Source organism: Pseudoalteromonas sp. S1650, assembly GCF_005887195.1.
Classification (GTDB): Bacteria; Pseudomonadota; Gammaproteobacteria; order Enterobacterales; family Alteromonadaceae; genus Pseudoalteromonas; species Pseudoalteromonas simplex.
The window spans coordinates 24050-42902 of sequence record NZ_PNDF01000012.1 but is presented as its reverse complement, the minus strand read 5'-3'; the positions used below and the strand labels follow the sequence as shown (position 1 = coordinate 42902).

General features: G+C 41.5%; 14 protein-coding genes. 5 read left to right on the top strand and 9 right to left on the bottom strand.

From position 1 onward, the window contains the following. Nucleotide 1 precedes the first annotated feature (1 nt). The 3 genes from CWB80_RS03330 to CWB80_RS03320 all read left to right on the top strand — a co-directional run bounded on the left by CWB80_RS03330 (nucleotide 2) and on the right by CWB80_RS03320 (nucleotide 3337). Complete coding sequence (locus tag CWB80_RS03330; protein WP_138600784.1) at nucleotides 2–1681, top strand: GMC family oxidoreductase; 1680 nt, start codon at nucleotides 2–4, stop codon at nucleotides 1679–1681. 2 nt (nucleotides 1682–1683) lie between these two features. Then, entirely contained in the window at nucleotides 1684–2439 is a 756-nt protein-coding gene (locus CWB80_RS03325) for a gluconate 2-dehydrogenase subunit 3 family protein (RefSeq protein WP_138600782.1), read from the top strand. Between the two features lie 67 nt (nucleotides 2440–2506). Continuing rightward, a complete protein-coding gene (locus CWB80_RS03320) occupies nucleotides 2507–3337 on the top strand; it encodes a sugar phosphate isomerase/epimerase family protein (protein WP_138600780.1) in 831 nt (276 codons plus the stop codon). A 132-nt stretch (nucleotides 3338–3469) separates the two neighbouring features. Here CWB80_RS03320 and CWB80_RS03315 read toward each other — a convergent pair whose 3' ends face one another. The 4 genes from CWB80_RS03315 to CWB80_RS03300 all read right to left on the bottom strand — a co-directional run bounded on the left by CWB80_RS03315 (nucleotide 3470) and on the right by CWB80_RS03300 (nucleotide 8486). After that, nucleotides 3470–3787 carry a hypothetical protein gene (locus CWB80_RS03315; RefSeq protein ID WP_138600778.1) on the bottom strand — a complete coding sequence of 106 codons (318 nt, stop codon included), beginning with the start codon at nucleotides 3785–3787 and terminating at the stop codon, nucleotides 3470–3472. Nucleotides 3788–4676: 889 nt separating this feature from the next. Continuing rightward, nucleotides 4677–5807 carry a ribonuclease D gene (gene rnd / locus CWB80_RS03310; RefSeq protein WP_138600776.1) on the bottom strand — a complete coding sequence of 377 codons (1131 nt, stop codon included), beginning with the start codon at nucleotides 5805–5807 and terminating at the stop codon, nucleotides 4677–4679. 48 nt (nucleotides 5808–5855) lie between these two features. Further along, nucleotides 5856–7517, bottom strand: a complete 1662-nt coding sequence (gene fadD, locus CWB80_RS03305; protein ID WP_054552030.1) for a long-chain-fatty-acid--CoA ligase FadD — start codon at nucleotides 7515–7517, stop codon at nucleotides 5856–5858. 117 nt (nucleotides 7518–7634) lie between these two features. Further along, nucleotides 7635–8486 carry an alpha/beta fold hydrolase gene (locus tag CWB80_RS03300; RefSeq protein WP_138600774.1) on the bottom strand — a complete coding sequence of 284 codons (852 nt, stop codon included), beginning with the start codon at nucleotides 8484–8486 and terminating at the stop codon, nucleotides 7635–7637. Nucleotides 8487–8596: 110 nt separating this feature from the next. Here CWB80_RS03300 and CWB80_RS03295 point away from each other — a divergent pair, with 110 nt between their 5' ends. Next, nucleotides 8597–9886: an alkaline phosphatase gene (locus CWB80_RS03295; protein ID WP_138600772.1), complete on the top strand. Its 1290-nt coding sequence runs from the start codon at nucleotides 8597–8599 to the stop codon at nucleotides 9884–9886. Between the two features lie 102 nt (nucleotides 9887–9988). Here CWB80_RS03295 and CWB80_RS03290 read toward each other — a convergent pair whose 3' ends face one another. From CWB80_RS03290 to CWB80_RS03270, 5 genes are all read right to left on the bottom strand, one after another. Beyond that, nucleotides 9989–10312: a hypothetical protein gene (locus CWB80_RS03290; protein ID WP_138600770.1), complete on the bottom strand. Its 324-nt coding sequence runs from the start codon at nucleotides 10310–10312 to the stop codon at nucleotides 9989–9991. Between the two features lie 76 nt (nucleotides 10313–10388). Continuing rightward, complete coding sequence (gene tsaB, locus CWB80_RS03285) at nucleotides 10389–11081, bottom strand: tRNA (adenosine(37)-N6)-threonylcarbamoyltransferase complex dimerization subunit type 1 TsaB (protein ID WP_138600768.1); 693 nt, start codon at nucleotides 11079–11081, stop codon at nucleotides 10389–10391. A gap of 10 nt (nucleotides 11082–11091) precedes the next feature. Then, nucleotides 11092–13008, bottom strand: coding sequence for a DNA repair helicase YoaA (gene yoaA / locus CWB80_RS03280; RefSeq protein ID WP_138600766.1), 1917 nt, complete (start codon nucleotides 13006–13008; stop codon nucleotides 11092–11094). 104 nt (nucleotides 13009–13112) lie between these two features. Further along, nucleotides 13113–14975 (bottom strand): M28 family metallopeptidase, encoded by a 1863-nt coding sequence (locus CWB80_RS03275; protein ID WP_138600764.1) that lies wholly within the window; start codon nucleotides 14973–14975, stop codon nucleotides 13113–13115. A gap of 68 nt (nucleotides 14976–15043) precedes the next feature. Beyond that, nucleotides 15044–17239, bottom strand: coding sequence for a M4 family metallopeptidase (locus CWB80_RS03270; RefSeq protein WP_138600762.1), 2196 nt, complete (start codon nucleotides 17237–17239; stop codon nucleotides 15044–15046). Between the two features lie 387 nt (nucleotides 17240–17626). Here CWB80_RS03270 and CWB80_RS03265 point away from each other — a divergent pair, with 387 nt between their 5' ends. Beyond that, nucleotides 17627–18706: a mechanosensitive ion channel family protein gene (locus CWB80_RS03265; RefSeq protein ID WP_138600760.1), complete on the top strand. Its 1080-nt coding sequence runs from the start codon at nucleotides 17627–17629 to the stop codon at nucleotides 18704–18706. Nucleotides 18707–18853 lie beyond the last annotated feature (147 nt).

Below are 18853 nucleotides of genomic sequence, written 5' to 3'. Positions count from 1 at the left end.
GATGTCTGATTTTAAACATAAGGTATTAGTTGTTGGCTCGGGTGCTGGCGGTGCAATGGCCGCTTATACGCTAACCAAACTTGGCCACAAAGTATTATTACTTGAAGCGGGCCGTAATTATGACCCGAAAACAGAAAGCCCGATGTTTCGTCGTAACAGTGAGGCTCCACTTATGGGGGCTGGTAACAAAGACAAAAACTTTGGCTTTTACGATGCAACCGTTGATGGCGGCTGGCAAGTGCCTGATGAGCCATACACCAGCGCCAAAGGAAGCGACTTTTATTGGTGGCGCGCACGTATGTTAGGTGGTCGAACAAATCACTGGGGCCGCTATTCATTACGCTTTAGTGAGCACGATTTTAAAGGCAAAAGCCGAGATGGTCACGGTGCCGACTGGCCATTTGAGTACGCTGATTTAGCACCTTGGTACGATAAAACTGAAGAACTTGTGGGTGTATGTGGCACCAATACAGGCCATGAAGATATGCCAGATTCGTCACCGGGTATTTTACAGCCACCACCAAAACCGCGTGTTCCTGAGCTTTTAATTGCCGCTTCGGCAAAGAAAATGGGCATTCAAGCAGTGCCTATGCATCGCGCGGTATTAACTCGACCTAAAGATGATCGCATGGCGTGTTTTTATGCAACACCATGTGGCTCTGGTTGTTCAATTGGTGCTGCTTTTCAAACTACGACATCGCTATTACCTATGGCAAAAGCCACTGGTAACTTAAAAGTTATTACTGATGCCATGGTTAAATCAGTCAAAGTTGATGAGCAAGGTAAAGTCACTGGCGTCACCTATGTTGATAAACACACTGTAACTGAACACGCTGTTGATGCCGATGTGGTTATCTTAGCCGCCAGCGCCTGTGAATCAGCGCGTATTTTATTAAATTCAAAGAATAAAAAGCACCCTAAAGGCCTTGCCAATTCAAGTGGCCAAGTAGGTCGAAACTTAATGGATTCGACGGGTGCATGGTTAGGTGCGCAAATTCCGGCACTTAAAGGTCGCCCACGTTATAACGAAGATGGACATACCGCTAATCACTTATTTATTCCTTGGTGGGGTCATCAAGCACAAGCTAACAATGAATTAGACTTCCCACGTGGTTATCACTTTGAAATTGGCAGTGGCTTTGGCCAGCCGGGTTCGGGTGTGTCAGGTGATAAACAAGGCTATGGCCCAGCTCTTAAACAGCAAGTTCGTGATGCATATGGCTCTTACGTTGGCTTTGCTCTGCGTGGCGAGATGTTACCGAACAAAGATACCTACATGGAAATTGACGAAAACGTTAAAGACAAATGGGGTATTCCGGTATCAAAGTTCCACTTTAAGTGGTCTGACAGAGAATTAAAGCAAATCGAGCATGGTTTAAAAACCGCGAAGCAAATCCTCGAAAACATGGGTGCGACTGTTGGCGAACTCCCGCCTGCTGAAAAAGCAATTTCAAAAGGTGGCGAAATCATTCACGAAGTGGGCACCACACGAATGGGCAGCTCAAAGAAAGACTCAGTCACCAATCAATGGGGCCAAACATGGGATTGTAATAACCTATTTGTAATGGATGCGGGGGTATTTGCTTCAAACCCTCATAAAAACTGTACGCTCACCATCATGACACTGGCAATGCGTAATTCAACTTGGCTTGCTCAACAAATTGATAACGGGGTACTTTAATTATGCATCATCGTAACGAACACGACTCATATAACTATGTTTCTAACATGAGCCGCCGTGAGTCTTTAAAATGGCTTGGTCTATTAGCTGCGGGCTCGGCGGTTAGTTTAACTGCAGGTTGCACAAAAGCACTTGAAGATGACGTTGCTGTCTCTGCAAAAGAGCATTGGCCTGATTTAGATATCAAGCCTGTAACCGCTAAAGGCTATGGTCAAGATCCTAATTTGGTGATGCCACCAGAATCACCTTGGCCACTGACCTTAACAGCAGACGAACTCACGTTAGTAGCGGTTTTAGCTGATTACATTGTGCCGCGCGAAGGTGCTATTCCTTCAGCCAGTGAGCTACAAGTACCAGCTGTTATTAATGAGTGGGTGAGCGCGCCTTATGAAGGTCAACAACGCGATAGAATTAAAATTTTAAATTCATTAGCGTGGCTTAACGATGAAGCACAGCTTCGTTTTAAAAAGCAATTTGTTGCACTTAACGAAAAGCAACATCGCGCGATTTTAGACGATATTGCGTTTTTAAACGAGCAAACACCTCTGCAATTTCAGCGTATTGGTAAAGCCTTTTTACGCTTTAAAGAGTTAGTGCTTGCTGCCTTTTTCTGTACGCCAGAGGGCTGTAAAGACATAGGTTACCTTGGTAATGTACCTATTGCAGGTGATTACCCTGGTCCTTCTGATGAAGCAAAAGCCCATTTAGATCAGGTTTTAGCTGAGCTTGGTTTAAGTGAGTACGCCTATACCGATTAACTTTCCCCCTTGTGTTATTTGTAACACAGTGCAGGGGGTCACTCCCCTGCTTTTTTAGGATTTAAGTATGTTTAAAACCCGCATTTTATTGCTCATTATTAGCCTTGTATTTAGTGGTCAATTATTCGCAAAACTGCCAGTGAGTGTGCAGCTATGGTCAGTCAAAGACACCTTAAAAAATGACTTTAATGGTACGCTTAAGTCTCTTGCCGAAATGGGGTTTGACGGCGTGGAGTTTGCCGGAGACTTTGGCCCATACTCACATAACCCAGCAGCCTTAAAAGCAAAGCTCAGTGAATTAGGCTTAGTTGCCAGTAGCGCCCATATCGGCTTTGATGCACTCAGTGAAAACACAATTGATAGCACCCTGCTGTTTTACAAGACCCTTGGCGTTACTACACTATATGTACCTTGGGATGAAAGAGCATGGCACCCTGAGGGAGTTAAGTCTCTGGTTAAAGAGCTTACTAAAGTCAGTGATTATGCGACCCGCTTTGATATGAAGATCGGTTTTCACAATCATAATAAAGAGTTTAATGCATTTAATAACGCAACGTTTTGGGATTACATTGCCAGTAATACCCCCAAGACCATGCCATTGCAGTTAGATATTGGCTGGGTCAATTACGCTGCTAAAGATCCAATCTACTTTATTAAAAAGTACCCTAACCGCACGCTTGCTACGCACATTAAAGTACGTACGATTGAGGGGAGCAACTTGAGCCCTATTATCGGCGAAAACGACATTGATTGGCCTGCCATCATCGATACTTTAGAGTCGCACGGCAACACCAAATGGTTAGTGCTTGAACAAGAAGAATACCCAAGCGGGTTAACCCCACTGCAAAGCGTTGCTAAATCAAAACAAAATTTAGATAAGATTTTACTTGGTTTGTAGGGTTATTTTAGGAATGAGCTCGCTTTAAACACGTGAGCTCATGGCTTGGCTTTAATTTAAATAGTCGTTCACTCACAGCTCTATATTAGGGTTCATCTTGCCAGGAGCTATTGCCTATAGAACGCTAGTTTGTTATGGATCAATAAGCTTTATGTACACAACTTGCCTAGGTTCTCCAACCTTAGTGCAATCTTCATCAATTTGATCAGCTAAAGCATCACCGTAGTTATCACGAATATATGACAATACTTCTGATCGACTAAATGTTGAAGAACCTTTTGACTCACCATAGTACACCTTTCCATAATCAAAATTTACTGCACCATGTTCTTGTAAAAGGGGTTTAATTTGATCTTTAAGTAATTTCTCTTGATAAAGTAGAGCCTTGATTTGACGCTTGATTCCAATTAAATCCTGAGCGAATTGCTCTATTTTATTATCGTTTTCCATAACCTAACCTTTTTATTTTTTAACACTGAAGTTTGAATGATTGTTAGCTTGGCGCGATTACTGAATATATTATTTGTAGCAGAGTCATTAACTAATTTCTAGCCAAAAGAAGTTTACCAAGCGAATATCTAAAATTCAGATAATTACGAAAAGCTTGATAAATAACATAAAAAACAAGCAGTATACTTTGATTAAAATTAGATAGATAACGTTCATTTTTTTGCTAACCAAAAATAGACACCCAAACACTTTTTCTATTTTAAATAGTCATTTCAATTCAAAAAGATAAACAAGCATTACAATACAAAATTAATAATAAAATATTAAGTACAGCGTTTACTTTCATTTTTTCGGCAGATTGTTTTATCTAAGTTGCGAAGTATTATATTAAAAAAGCCTCTCAAGGACTGAGAATGAAAGTATTGAATTTAAGAAAGACTTCTGAAAAAAGCATATGGTTGATGTTAGCTACCCTTGAGGCTGTTTTTGTATACCTTTTAAAAACCCTTTCACAGAAGCACTTTTTATATGAGCCGCTTCTTATACTATTCATGTTAATTTCGTTAGTTCTAACATTATTAATACTTAGTAGTAAAAGTGAACTCACAATCTGTCGCCACGGAGTATTTTATAGCTCGCCTTTTGGCAACGCGCATATAGAAGCAACTAAAACGAAGTTGATTAAACAATATTCTAAGTTTGGGTTTAATTGTGTAATTATTATAGGTGAAAAGTTTTTTATTTTTGCCCCTTTTTATAGTTTAACGTCTAGACAACTACAAAGATTAAAACGGTATGATTATAACTTGCTGCATTGGTTACAGGTAACTCATAAACGCAGCAAGTTTCAGGGCCTATAATGATAAGTAAATAGCAATAAAGGGCTTTATTAGTTTTGCCACTCTTTAAGTACGTCTTTCACATACTCATAGCGCCATGAGTTGAATAGATCTGGCTTTGATGCTGCTTTACGTTCATCGGCATCGAGCTTCCAATTCCAGCTGATCAGCTGGTTAATCTGTTTTTTAGAGGCCAATACATCTTCAGGAATGCCCCGCTCTTTTGCAGCTTTAGTAATTTTTTGTTTAATATCTTTTGCGGCTTTTTTATATGCCGGAAAATCAATTAATCGTTTTAATTGTGCAGGTTGTTCACTAACAGGAACGGCTTTACCACGCTCAATACATTTTAAAATTTCAACGCCCGAACGGTTAACTTCCATTGGCTCAACACCTGGCACTCTGCGTAACGCATTTAAACTTGCAGGCTTGCGCTTAGCAATTTCAACCATGTTGTGCTCTTTTACCACAAAGTTAAGCGCGAGGTTTTTGCGCTCTGCTTTTTCTCGGCGCCATGCGGCAAGTTCGCGTAATACCGCTAAGTCGTGCGGTCGTAATTGCCATGCATTTTTAATGTCTTTGTAGAGCTGCTCTGCGGGCGTTTGGTAAGCACGTTTTTGCGCGACTAACTCGCTTTCGCTGATAACAATGTCAAAAAAGCCAGCTTCATCAATTTGTTTTTTAATAATTTCAAAACAAGGCAATAAGTGATACGTATCTGCAGCGGCATAATCTAGCTGCTTTTCAGTGAGCGGGCGCTGTAACCAATTAGTACGCGATTCACTTTTATCAATTTCGATATCAAGTAACTCTTTAACCATGTGCGCAAAGCCCATGCAGTTACCATAGCCTAGTATTTGTAGTGCAAACTGGGTATCAAACAGTGGTGTTGGTACAAAGCCAGCGTATTTTTGAAACACTTCAATATCTTCTGACGGTGAATGTAGTACCTTTAACACCTCAGGGTTTTTAAGTACTTGCCAAAAATCAAAAAGCGACAGCTCAGCCAGAGGGTCGATTAACGCTAAATGCTCACCATCGTATACTTGAATAAGTGCAACTTCAGGGTAAAGCGTACGACGACGCATAAACTCGGTATCAATTGCCAGCACCGGTTTACCTGTAATTTTTTCTACAAAATCATTTAATTGATTTTGCGTTTCGATCAGTTGATATTGCACTTATACCCCTTTCTTTACCATAAAAAAGCCGGCTAATGCCGGCTTTAATTATTTTTCTTCGTCCTTTAAGGCTCTTCTTAGAATCTTACCAACGTTTGTTTTTGGTAGTTCATCTCTAAACTCAACGAGTTTAGGCACCTTATAGTTCGTTAAATTATCACGACAGTGCTTTATTATATCTTTTTCAGTTAAAGATTGATCTTTTTTCACGACAAAAACTTTAACTTGTTCGCCACTGACCTCATGAGGGATGCCGATAGCTGCTACTTCAAGCACGCCATCGTGCATAGCGACTACTTCTTCGATCTCATTAGGGAACACGTTGAAGCCAGATACGATAATCATGTCTTTCTTACGATCAACAATGTAGAAGAAGCCTTCATCATCGTAAGTAGCAATGTCACCTGTTGCAAACCAGCCATCTTTTAAGCATTCTGCTGTTGCATCTGGGCGGTTATAATAACCTTGCATAACTTGTGGGCCTTTAACCCAAAGCTCGCCCGGCTCACCTTTCGCTGCTTCTTCACCATTTTCAAGCATAAGCTTAATATCAGTGCTAGGAGCAGGTAAACCGATTGAACCGTTATAACCTTCAAGGTCGTAAGGGCTAACAGTTACAAGTGGCGCACATTCAGTTAAGCCATAACCTTCCATTAATTTTGTCTTCGTTACAGCTTGCCATTTTTCAGCAACTGGACGCTGTACCGCCATACCACCACCAAGTGACATTTTTAAGCTTGAGAAATCAAGTTCAGCAAAACCTGGGGTATTTAGTAAACCGTTAAATAGCGTATTTACACCCGTTACCGCCGTAAATTTGTGCTGTGCTAGCTCTTTAACAAAGCCCGGCATATCACGAGGGTTTGTGATAAGTACGTTTAAACCACCGTATTTCATAAATGTTAGGCAGTTCGCTGTCAGTGCAAAGATGTGATAAAGCGGCAGTGCTGTGATAACCACTTCTTTTCCGCGCTCTAATACTTTGTCTAGACAACCTGATACTTGCTCAAGGTTACCAACCATGTTGCCATGCGATAGCATTGCGCCTTTAGATACACCCGTTGTACCGCCTGTGTATTGCAAAAATGCTAAGTCGTTTAAATCAACTTCAGGTTTTTTGTAACCAGCTTCATCACCAGCAAGCGCATCTGCAAATTTGATCACATTTGGCAATGAGTAGCTAGGCACCATTTTCTTAACGTGCTTCACCACAAAATTAACGATGTGCTTTTTAAGGCCGCCAACCATGTCACCCACTTGAGTAACCACGATGTGCTTGACGTTAGTTTTTGGTAATGCTTTCTCTAGAGTATCGGCAAAGTTTGCAAGAATAAAAATTGCTGAAGACTCTGAGTCATTTAACTGATGCTCTAATTCACGCACGGTATAAAGTGGGTTTACATTCACCACTACACAGCCTGCACGAAGAATACCTAAGATAGTCACAGGCGTTTGTAGTAAGTTCGGCATCATCACCGCTACTTTATCGCCTTTTTTAAGACCAAGATCATTTTGAATGTACGACGCAACACGTTTTGTAGCACTGTCTAACTCACGATAGGTCAACTCTTTACCCATGTTGGTAAAAGCTGGAAGGTCACTAAAGTCAGCAAAACTTTTTTCAAACAAGTCGAGTAGCGAGTGATAATGCTCAGGGTCGATTGTTTCAGGCATACCTTCTGGGTAGCGTTTAAGCCAGATTTTTTCCACTCTTAGCTCCTGTTTATAATTATATTTTTTAATAACCTTAAGCTAACTAAGGCCGTTTCTCAATGGAGTAAATACTCTAATGGTGCAGATAATCCCACATTTGGTGCAATTATACAATTAACTTGCTTTATACTGCCCAATAAATGCATGAACGTGTTCTAAGGTTAATGCAGGAAATTGCATATGGCAATGGTGACCACCAGGTATCTTATGAATTTTTAACTCTTTGTAATATTTACCATATGCTTCTAAGTTTTGCTTTACAAAAGGAAACCCCTCATCGCCTAAAATAAGCTGACATGGCGCGTTAATTTGTTTAATGGTTGCAATACATTGTGCTTCATCAAAGCGAAATCCTGAGTGATTTTTAAGCTTTGGATCGGTTGTTAAGTACCACTTGCCTGCTTTTTCGTAGCTATTTCGTGTCATTAATAACTCAGCTTGTGGGTATTCAAGGTCACCACTTGCAAGCCTTGCACTAATAATGTGCGCTTTTGAGTCAAATGCACGTGGCCCTTTATTGTTTACCCGCGCTCTATTTAATATTGCCTTGCGAAGTTGGCCGCTCACTTCATTGCTATTTGTTGTAACGCAACCAACTCCCTCAATAAAGTTTACCGACGCTACCTTTTCAGGAAAACAACTAGCAAAAACCCCAGCAACCATAGCGCCCATTGAATGGCCAACTAAATGCACTTTCGTTACCTCAAGTGACCCAATAAACTTATATACATCATCAACGTAGTCAATAAAGTAATAATGGGCGTCACTACTTCGCCAATCAGATAAACCATGACCAGGAAAATCAAGGCAGTACCAACGTTGCTTTAGCTTCGCATTTTGTAACATAGGTATGTAACTATGTGCGTTATCAAGCCAACCATGTAAGGCAATCACAACCTCTTCGCCATGACCAAAGGTTAGGCCATGCATTGCCTGTGTGCCAGTTTGAAAAGAAAAAGGTTGCACAATTGCTCCTATTTATTAAGCGTTTCAACTTAAAGGCGTTTATTTATCGTCTGGCTAGTATACAATAATCCTCGCAGTATAAATAAGGGCACAATAATAAGGTTACATCAATGAAATTAAAATTAAGTCTTTTAGCATTATTATGCTCAGCAGGCTCAGTAATGGCTGAATCAGCACCAAAAAACATCATTTATATGATTGGTGATGGTATGGGCCCGGCGTACACAACTGCATATCGTTACTTTAAAGATGATCCAAATACTAAAGTTGTTGACCCAACTGTTTTCGATACTATTTTGCGTGGTATGGCACATACCTACCCTGACGATCATACCTATGTAACAGATAGCGCTGCAGGTGCAACAGCGCTAAGCAGTGGTCATAAAAGTTATAATGGCGCAATTGCCGTTGATACTGATAAAAAACCTGTAAAAACTATGCTTGAAGTTGCCAAAGAGCGCGGTATGACAACAGCACTCGTAGCTACTTCGCAAATCAACCACGCTACACCAGCAAGCTTTGCTTCACATAACGAATCACGCCGTAACTACGACGAGATTGCTAACGACTATATCGATAACAAAATCGCAGGTAGATTACCGGTTGATTTAATGTTAGGTGGCGGCACGAAATATTACGTTCGAGAAGACCGTAATCTAGTGGAAGAATTCAAAGCAGCTGGCTATCAGTACAGCGATGACTTTACAGCTATGAATGACTTAAAACAGGTTCCTGCACTTGGTTTATTCGCTGAAGTAGGTTTACCGTTTGCCCTTGACGAAAATCCAACACGCCTTACGCAAATGACGACTAAAGCGCTTGATTTACTTGATGGTCAAAACGACAAAGGTTTCTTTGTGATGATCGAAGGTAGCCAAATTGACTGGTGTGGTCATGCAAACGACATTGCATGTGCAATGGGCGAAATGGACGACTTTGCTAAATCGATTGAGCAAGCAAAAGCGTATGTAGATAAAAACCCAGATACCTTACTTGTTATCACTGCCGATCACTCAACAGGTGGCTTAACACTGGGCGCGCATGGTCAATATAAGTGGGAAACTGACGTTGTTAAAGGTGTTAAAGCAACTGCCGGCACTATCACAAAAGATCTACTTGAAAACGATGACTTAAAAGCAGTATGGCAAAAGTATTCTGATATCGAATTTACTGATGCAAACAGCATCAAGCTAAGCGAAGCTAAGAAAATGGGCGATAAAGCACTGCTACTTGCTGTAAAAGATATCATCAATCATGCCAGCTTCACGGGGTGGACTACTGGTGGCCACACCGCTATTGATGTACAAGTATTTGCCTATGGTAAACGTGCAGAAGATTTCTACGGTTCGCAAAACAATACTGCGATTGCCGACAAGCTGATAGATTTTATTAAGCAGTAATTTTATTGCTTAGAAATACTGTTCAATCATAAAAAAGCCTAAACATTTTGTTTAGGCTTTTTTGTGAATTCAGTATTAGCTTTTATTAATCATACCAGTTAGCTATGCAGATACATCAACGCCAATAAGGCTTTGCACTTCGGCGCGGCGCTCTAAGTTAGCAAATTCCGTATAGGTTGAAATCGCGCGACTGGTTTTTGGGTTGCTTGGTTTGTCATAAATTGTTTGCTGATAGCTTTGCGACTCAGCTTTAAATTCATCGGCAATAGCAACAGCTTGAGGACTTGATTTAACATACTCTGTTGACGATTTTTGCTCAGCCGTTTGGTCTGATATCGCTTTAGGCTTATCAGTAATGGTATTTTTACGGCTATATTGACCGGGAATGTCACCGGTATAAAAGCCTGAGCCAATAGGTAAAGTCAAACTCGTAATTCCACATCAAACATGACTAAATTATGTGCCATAACTGACGGGCACGCAAGTCCCGTTATTCTTTCAGTTACTCTCGGCCTGGTAGCTTTTTCCAAGTCACTGTATCACGAACATATTTAGGCTGTGCATTGGCTGCAGTCACCGTTTCACCGTGAGCGAATGCAGTGGCAACCGAGGCCAGCATGTACTTTGCATCAGGCAGTAAAATGGCTTCATTTAAACTTACATTTGCAAGTTCTGTAACAAGTGCAGGATAGGTCTGCCAACCTGTTCCCACCGCTGTTGCAGCCATTTCAGGTAGCGTTAGCAACTCAGGTTTAATGACTTGCTCTTCATCAACAAGCGTCATCAGGCCATTATCATCAGCTTTATAATGAGCGTAATAAATCTCACCCATACGTGCATCAATGGCAGAAAACACATCGCTAGCTTGGTCTTGCTCAAACGCTTGTTGCGCCATCATCTGCAATGTTGATACGCCAACCAAAGGTAAGCGCGCGGCATACGCTAAACCTTGAGCAATCGCAACACTAATACGCACGCCAGTAAAGCTACCCGGTCCTTGACCAAAGCCAATCACATCTAAGTCGGTTAGTTTACATTGTGCCTTTGCGAGTAACTCATCAATTAAAGGCAAAATCTTTTGACTGTGCTGCTGAGGGCACTCTTCAAAATGATGAAATGTTTGCCCTTGATAATGTAGCACCAGCGATAAAGCTTCAGTTGATGCATCTAAGGCAAGAATATTGTGTTTAATCATCTAAGTTACTCTAATTGATCTGTTCTAAAAACGCGTTTGCCATTGCTAAATCGCGTGTGCGGCGCATAGGTGGCAAACTTTTTAAAAATACTTGGCCGTAATGGCGTGTTACTAAGCGGTTATCACAAATAACCAACACACCTTTATCTTTACTATCGCGAATAAGTCGCCCTACCCCTTGCTTTAATGCAATGACCGCTTGGGGTAATTGAATATGCGCAAATGGGTCTTTACCTTGTAACTGGCAATCTTGCATTTTTGCTTGCAATAATGGGTCATCTGGTGCGGCAAACGGCAATTTGTCAATGATAACACAACTTAATGTACTGCCTCTAACATCTACTCCTTCCCAAAATGAGGCTGTGCCGAGTAAAACAGCATTACCGTGACGGGTAAACTTCTCAAGGATAATGCGTTTAGACATTTGCCCTTGCATATAAACCGGATAATCCATTTGTGTGGTTAAACCTTCCGCCACTAAGTGCATCATACGATAGCTAGTAAATAGCACAAAGCAGCGACCTTTTGCCGATTTAATCAACTCAAGGGTCAGCTTGATAATTGCGTGGGGCATATTATTCGCATGTGACTCAGGTAAGTAGCGCGGTAAGCAAAGTAGTGCTTGTTGTTGATAATCAAACGGACTTTCAACAATCATGCTTTGCGTTGGTTTTAAGCCAAGGCTAGCGTTAAAGTGCGCTAAGTCGTTATCGACCGATAACGTCGCCGATGTAAACACAAAGCCAGCTCCCGTGTCTTTCATCATTTGTGCGAATTTAGCCGATACATTAAGGGGTGTAATGTTTACCGTTAGGTATCGGCGAGTGGTTTCGTACCAATAACTATAGCCCGTTTGTGCGGTATCAAATACCCGCTCTAATTGACCTTTAAAGGCCAGTGTACGCTCAAACGGATGCTCTATTTTTTCGCTACGGTCTAAGCATAACTTTAAAACTTGGTATAAAAAGTCGAGGTCGCTAATAACCCGGTGCAGTGCTGCACAAATCTCTTTATCGGCCAGCTTTTCACGCCAATCACCACGACTGCCATCAATCCCAAACTGTAAGCGTAAATCTGCCACGCTGGTTTCTAACTTGTTGAGTGTTTTACCTAATTGCAGCATATCCGGGATATCTGCACGGTAAATTGCTCGTAAGTCATTAATTAAATCCACCAGCTTTTTAGTGCTAACACTTTCACCAAAATAGTCACTGGCAATTTCACTGAGCTGATGCGCCTCATCAAAAATATAGGCGTCTGCCGTAGGCATTAGTTCAGCGAAACCTGTGTCTTTCACGGCCATATCAGCAAAGAATAAATGATGGTTGATCACCACTACATCGGCTTCCATGGCATTTAAGCGGGCTTTGCGAATATAACAGTCTTGAAAATCGGGGCACTCTTTACCCAAACAGTTATCAGCGGTTGAGCTAACATAAGGCAGTACCTTGGCATCTTCTTCTATGCCGATACAATCTGCTAAATCGCCGGAACGGGTTTCACTTGCAAACTTTGCTACCATCGCGAGTTGATGCATTACATCAGGATCATCAGTTGGCACATGCGCAACATGCTGACTTAAACGATACGTACACAAATAATTCGCGCGGCCTTTTAAAAGGGCGACTTTTTTAGTGGCGCTCAGTGCTTTGACTAAATTGGGTAAATCACGGTGAAACAACTGCTCTTGTAGTGCTTTTGAACCCGTAGAGATGATGGTTTTGCCTTTTGATTTTAACGCAGGCGCTAAGTAAGCATAGGTTTTACCCGTACCTGTGCCCGCCTCAACCACTAATTGGTGACGTTTTTTTAAGGCATCGTCAACTGCAACAGCCATGTCAATTTGTGGCTGCCGAGGAGTATATCCATCAAGAGAAAGTGCAAGGGGGCCAGTGGCACTGAAAAGTTGTTTGATAAACTTCGCCAATAGATTAAAAGTGATGTTCAGATTTTACGTAACTGACTTGCCAAGGGCAAGACTAAATGAGGAAGCAAGGCTTCCTCACGGTTAAAAGTATGATTGCATTTAAATCATTGTCCTTGAATCGTTAATGTCACGCCCGATGCAGCTCGGTAACCCTGTAAATCTATGTACCAAGTTCCACTTTGTGGGTTATCAAATTGACAACTTTCTTCGTTACCATTTTTGTAAGGCCGACATAGATAATTTGAACTTGTTGACGCTGAGCCATAGTTAACATACAAATCTGCATCGCCACTACCGCCAGTAATCGTCACCGTTAAATTACTAAGGCCTGCTGGTATTTGTTGAGTAAAGCGCTGCCAACTACCGGTAGCGACACTCACGTTTGTCTCAGTTCGGTCAACGTTTTCACCGCCACCTGAGGTGCTATAACTTCCCGTGAGTGACACATTCGAAATATCATTCCACGCTTCAACCATTACATGATACGTGCCAGTTTGAACTGACGACATCACACAGCTTTCATTACTTGTTGAGGTTGTGCTTTTACAATCAAAGTCCTGTAAGGTCGGCTTACTGCCAAATTTAACGTATAAATCGGCATCACCGGAGCCCCCCTCAGTTACAAACTCAAGGTTACTGCTCATTGCAGGTACTTCAAGCGTAAAGAATAGCTGCTCTTTTGCTGCGCCCGCCAAACCGGTTTTAGCTACGCCATTTTCAAGCTGATTAGTCGGCTCAGTTACTACATCACCAGCATTTTTTGCCATTTCAGCAACATAACTCACAGCTAGTTTTGCAAATTTACTCGCGTGAGCCGCATCAAATTGGGCATCATTTGATGTGTGGATCAATGGGTTAATATCACTCATTGTTGATTCAAATGGCATTGAGGCGGCAAACCCTTGTTGATACCAAGAGGCATGATCTGAACAGCCATAACCACATTGATCAAAGCCATAGCTCACTGTGGGCTGGTAAGCATCGAGCAACTGCGATAAATACTGATTTTGCGATGAGTTTGTGTAGTCCGTCATCATCACAATATCTGTGCTACTGCCGTTATTACCAGTCATATCAAACTGCACCATGCCTACAACATTCTTACCCAGTGTTTTATAACTTTGAGCAATATCTTTTGAGCCTCTAAGGCCTACTTCTTCAGCAGCAAATCCCATAATTTGTATGGTCCGCTGAGGTTGGTAGTTATTTTCCACTATTGCTTTTAGGGTTTGTGTGAGCACTGCAATACCCGAGGCATTATCATCTGCACCAGGAGCTCGACCATTGCTTGGATTAGACTGATTGATTGAGTCTAAATGACCACCAATAATGACGATTTCATCCGCTTTTTCTGCACCAGGAATGGTCACAATAACTGATGATTGAGAAAAGCTATGGTTAAAATACTCAACAGTTATATCACTGCGGCTACTGGCTATTTGTTGCCAATGGCTCTTTAACCAATCTGCTGCATCAACACCACTTTGCACTGCATAATATCGGTTATGAAAGTTCATCATGCTATTAACCGTATCACTCAGTTCACTACTATCAATCGATGATATTAGTGCGTTAACTGTCGCGGCATTATCAATACTGTAGTTTACAAGGCTCGCATTCATAGCTGTCTGAGCTACAGCATTTAATTGCTGAGTATAGAGCTCGGCATCTGCTAATGAGTCATGAGCTACAAAACCACCGCAGCGATGATAGTTATCGTGCATAAACTCACTTAACCCAGCGATATCCTGCTTGTTAACGCGCATAAAATTAACTTGATTCAAAGCCGATTTTTGCATCGCAAAATTGCTGCTATGTTTACGTTTATTCACTGTGTCTTGTTGAAAATGTTGTGCAGCGAGGGCATCAATGGTGACCCAAATTGTTTCGTCTTGCGCTGCATAACTTACTTGGCTCAGTGATAGCGTGGCAAAACCCACGAGGCACTGCGTTAGACGGGTTGTCATAATCAATCCTTTTATGATGTGTATTTTAATAAAATAAAAAAGGGAGCCGAAGCTCCCTAAAAGGGTGGCTAGTTAGCCGAAATGGTGAGTGTTACACCACTTGCAGCGCGATAGCCGCGAAGGTCGATATACCAAGTACCCGCTTGTGGGTTTGTAAATGTACAGGTTTCGCTATTGCCGTTTTTATAAGGACGGCAGTCATAGCTAGATGTTGTCGATTGCGAACCAAAGTTCACATACAAGTCAGCATCACCAGAGCCACCAGAAATAGTCACATCCAGTGACGAGTAACCCGCATCTAGGTCTTGCGTGAAACGAGTCCAGCTATTTGTACCAACACTTAAGTTAGACTCAGTGCGGTTAATTGGTGTTACACCACCACCGCTACCCGAATCAAAGCTACCTGTAAGTGATACACCTGAAATTTGATTCCACGCTTCTACCATTACGTAGTAAGTCCCCGCTTGCACATTACTAATAGCGCAGTTTTCTGTGCTAGTAGATGAAGTGCTTTTACAATCAAAGTTGCTCAGTGTTGGTTTTGCGCCATACATAACATAAAGGTCTGCATCACCACTTCCACCAGTTGTATTGAATTGTAAATTCGTTGCACCTGCTGGCACTTCAAGAGTAAAGAACATTTGATCTTTCGCTGCACCACTGATCCCTGTGTGCGCAACGCCATTAGTTAGTTCTTCATCACCGCTTGGAGGTGGCTCAGTCGTGCCACAGCTACTACCCGCACTTAAGCTTGAAGTCACACCCACCGCAGCAAGTGCCGCTTGAACATCTGCTGGGTCATAGCTTAAATCACACGCCGCATCCATCACGCCATTACCTGCTAAATCCCAGTTTGTGCTGGCTGTCCAGTAAAGTTGGTTAGCGCGTGCCATCACAACGAACGCCTTTTGAGTATCCCAACCTGGTGTGGTTGCAAGGTTATAAAATGCCTTGTTGAATACGCCTGAGCTGTAGTGCACATCCATACCAGAGTAGTAATTATTTTGATGGTCAATCGAGCTGCCATCTTGAGTTGGGTTATTCATGTAACGAAGTGCACCGTTACCTTTGAAGATTTCCTGACCCACTAACCAGTCATTTGAGCCTTTCATATAAAACTCAGCCGCTTCACCTGCCATATCAGAGAACGCTTCGTTCAATCCACCTGATTTACCAGAGTAAACGAGGCCTGAGTTTTGTTCGGTAAAACCATGGCTTACTTCATGCGCCGATACATCAAGACTTACCAGTGGGTAGAAGGTATTTTGACCATCACCAAAGGTCATAGCACTACCATCCCAAAACGCATTTTCGTAATTACTGCCGTAATGAACGCGCATTTGCAATTGGAAAGTTAATGGCGCAGTACCGACCCAATCGTTATACATATTAAAAATTACGTTACCGAAATAATGCGCATCATTTAACGGCGAGTACGCACCGTTAATTTCTTTAAAGGTATTTTCTGGGCATGTAAACGAATACGCTGTCGAACCACTTGTACCACCATTTAAGTTAATGGTTTTCACATTGGCGTTGTTCATCGTACAAGTGCTGCCCGACTGAGCAACATCTAGGCTGTCAAAATCAGTACCGTAAATGTATTTACCCGTTTTTAAGTTACCACCTGGGCCTGTTGCACTGGCATGTTGTAAGTTATCGAAGCTAAATAAAACTTCACCGCTGTTAGCATCAATAATTTGATACGGACGAGATGGGTTGTCGCCATACGTCACATAAGATACTTCATACACTAGGTGTGCAACACTATCTTCATCTAGCCAAATAGCTAAACGTGATTGTTCATTATGCTTTTTTAACCCAACTGATTTAATTGCAGCCGGTGAGTTAGCAAGGCCTTTTGCCATTGCTTTTTTCTTGTTTAGTGCCGGAGACACTGAGTCGATGTCGGCGGCAATGTCATACACCGCTGCACCATGTGCGCGCTTTAATTGGCCATTACCATCAAATGTAAGGCTAACCGTATCGCCGATGACAGGTAGACCTTGATACATCTGCTGATAACGGCGCGTGGTGTTGCCGTTACTGGTTTTGATTTCTTTTAATACAACTAAATCATTCCCTGCACCTAAACCAACTAACTGATTTGGATTTGCACTCAATACAGATGATGCATTGGTTTGCAAAGCTTGGTTAATCCCTGTTTGTTCGTTTAGGTATTTCTTGTTCGCAGCTACTGCACTTGTTGCTTGAGTCAAAGCAAAAGCAGCAAGAGTTGCTAGTGTGATTTTAGATAAATTCACGTTTACGCTCCGTTAGATTGTTATGTATTTAATATTTTCCTAGTAACCGGACTGCACTGTTCCCGATTAGTGACCAGCCTAGATTGATTGGAACGAAATTGAAAATGAAACAAAAAATTTACAAATAAAGTATTAACTCTAAACTAAAACCCTATAATTAACAGTAGGATAAGAAAATTAAAGTTTATCAATTGTTAACAAATAAAATGAAAGTGTAAAATTATTGATACAAAATAATAACATTTGGTATACATTTGTACCTTTTATTTGCATTTAATATTGCTCATTTCATTATTTGTGGTTCAAAGCTGAAGGCTTAAATATCCACAAAAAGCCTGGGTACATAATTTGCAGCAATACCAAGTACCTAGAATTTAAGGACTAAGCATGAATACTGAGTTGATACAAAATGAATGGCTAAATGAGCCTTGGCTGGTTGTCATTGGAGGCACTGCACTAGCCGCTATCGCTTTGTTCTTATTGAGGTTTGTAATTATCTATTGTTTAAAAAAATGGACTCAACGCACTGACTTTGTGTTCGACTCTTTATTGGTTGACTCACTCTCTACACCATTGACCTTGTGCACAATGATGGTGCTTGTGATCATTTTTGGTCAGTTATTAAACACCAGCGGCTTTATGGCTGAGCACCCCTTACCTATTGCGGCCACCGCTAAATCCATTTGTATTATTGCCTTAGTGTTATTTTTAGATCATTTCTTATTTGGTACCGTTGATTATTACAGTGCCCGCTCGGTGGTGGTTTCGAATAGTCATAGCATCATTAAAGGCTTGATCCGCTGTGCAATTGTGTGTGTTGGATTATTGGTGTTATTAGGCACGTTAGGCATATCAATCACCCCAATTATTGCCTCATTAGGCATTACCTCTCTTGCCGTCGCTTTGGCTTTGCAACCGACACTCGAAAACTTTTTTTCTGGCGTGCAGTTGGTGATTGATAAACCAATTCGGGTCGGCGACTTTATAGAGCTTGAAAGTGGCGACCAAGGGTTTGTTGAGAAAATTGGTTGGCGCTCAACCTGGGTGAGAATGTTGCCTAACAACATGATAGTCATCCCCAATAGTCAGCTGTCTAAATCACGCATCATTAACTATTTTTACCCTGAAAAAGAGCTCAGCGTCCCCGTTGAGGTGGGTGTTCATTATGGCTCCGACCTTGAAAAAGTTGAGCAAGTAACTTTGGATGTAGCAAGACAGATCTTAAAAAGCCATGAATGGGGCATCGATGATTACGAGACCTTTGTGGTCTTTCATACTTTTGACCAATCAAGCATCAATTTTACGGTGATGTTAAGAGCAAAAGAGTACTTTAACCGCTTTTGGGTAAAATCTGCGTTTATCAAAGCATTACATCAACGTTACGCAAAAGAAGGAATTGTGATCCCTTACCCAATCAGAGCTATAAATACCAGCCAAGAATCGGCTCACTTTAAACAGGCTGATTGACCTAACTGAAGTTATCATAATTGCACATTCATCAGGTTTTTTTTGTCTCTTTTGAGACATTATTAACAGCGATTATACATATGCTATCAGCACCTTGAATTTTTACTCTAAAATGTCATAAAAATCGCATAAACACTGTGACATACC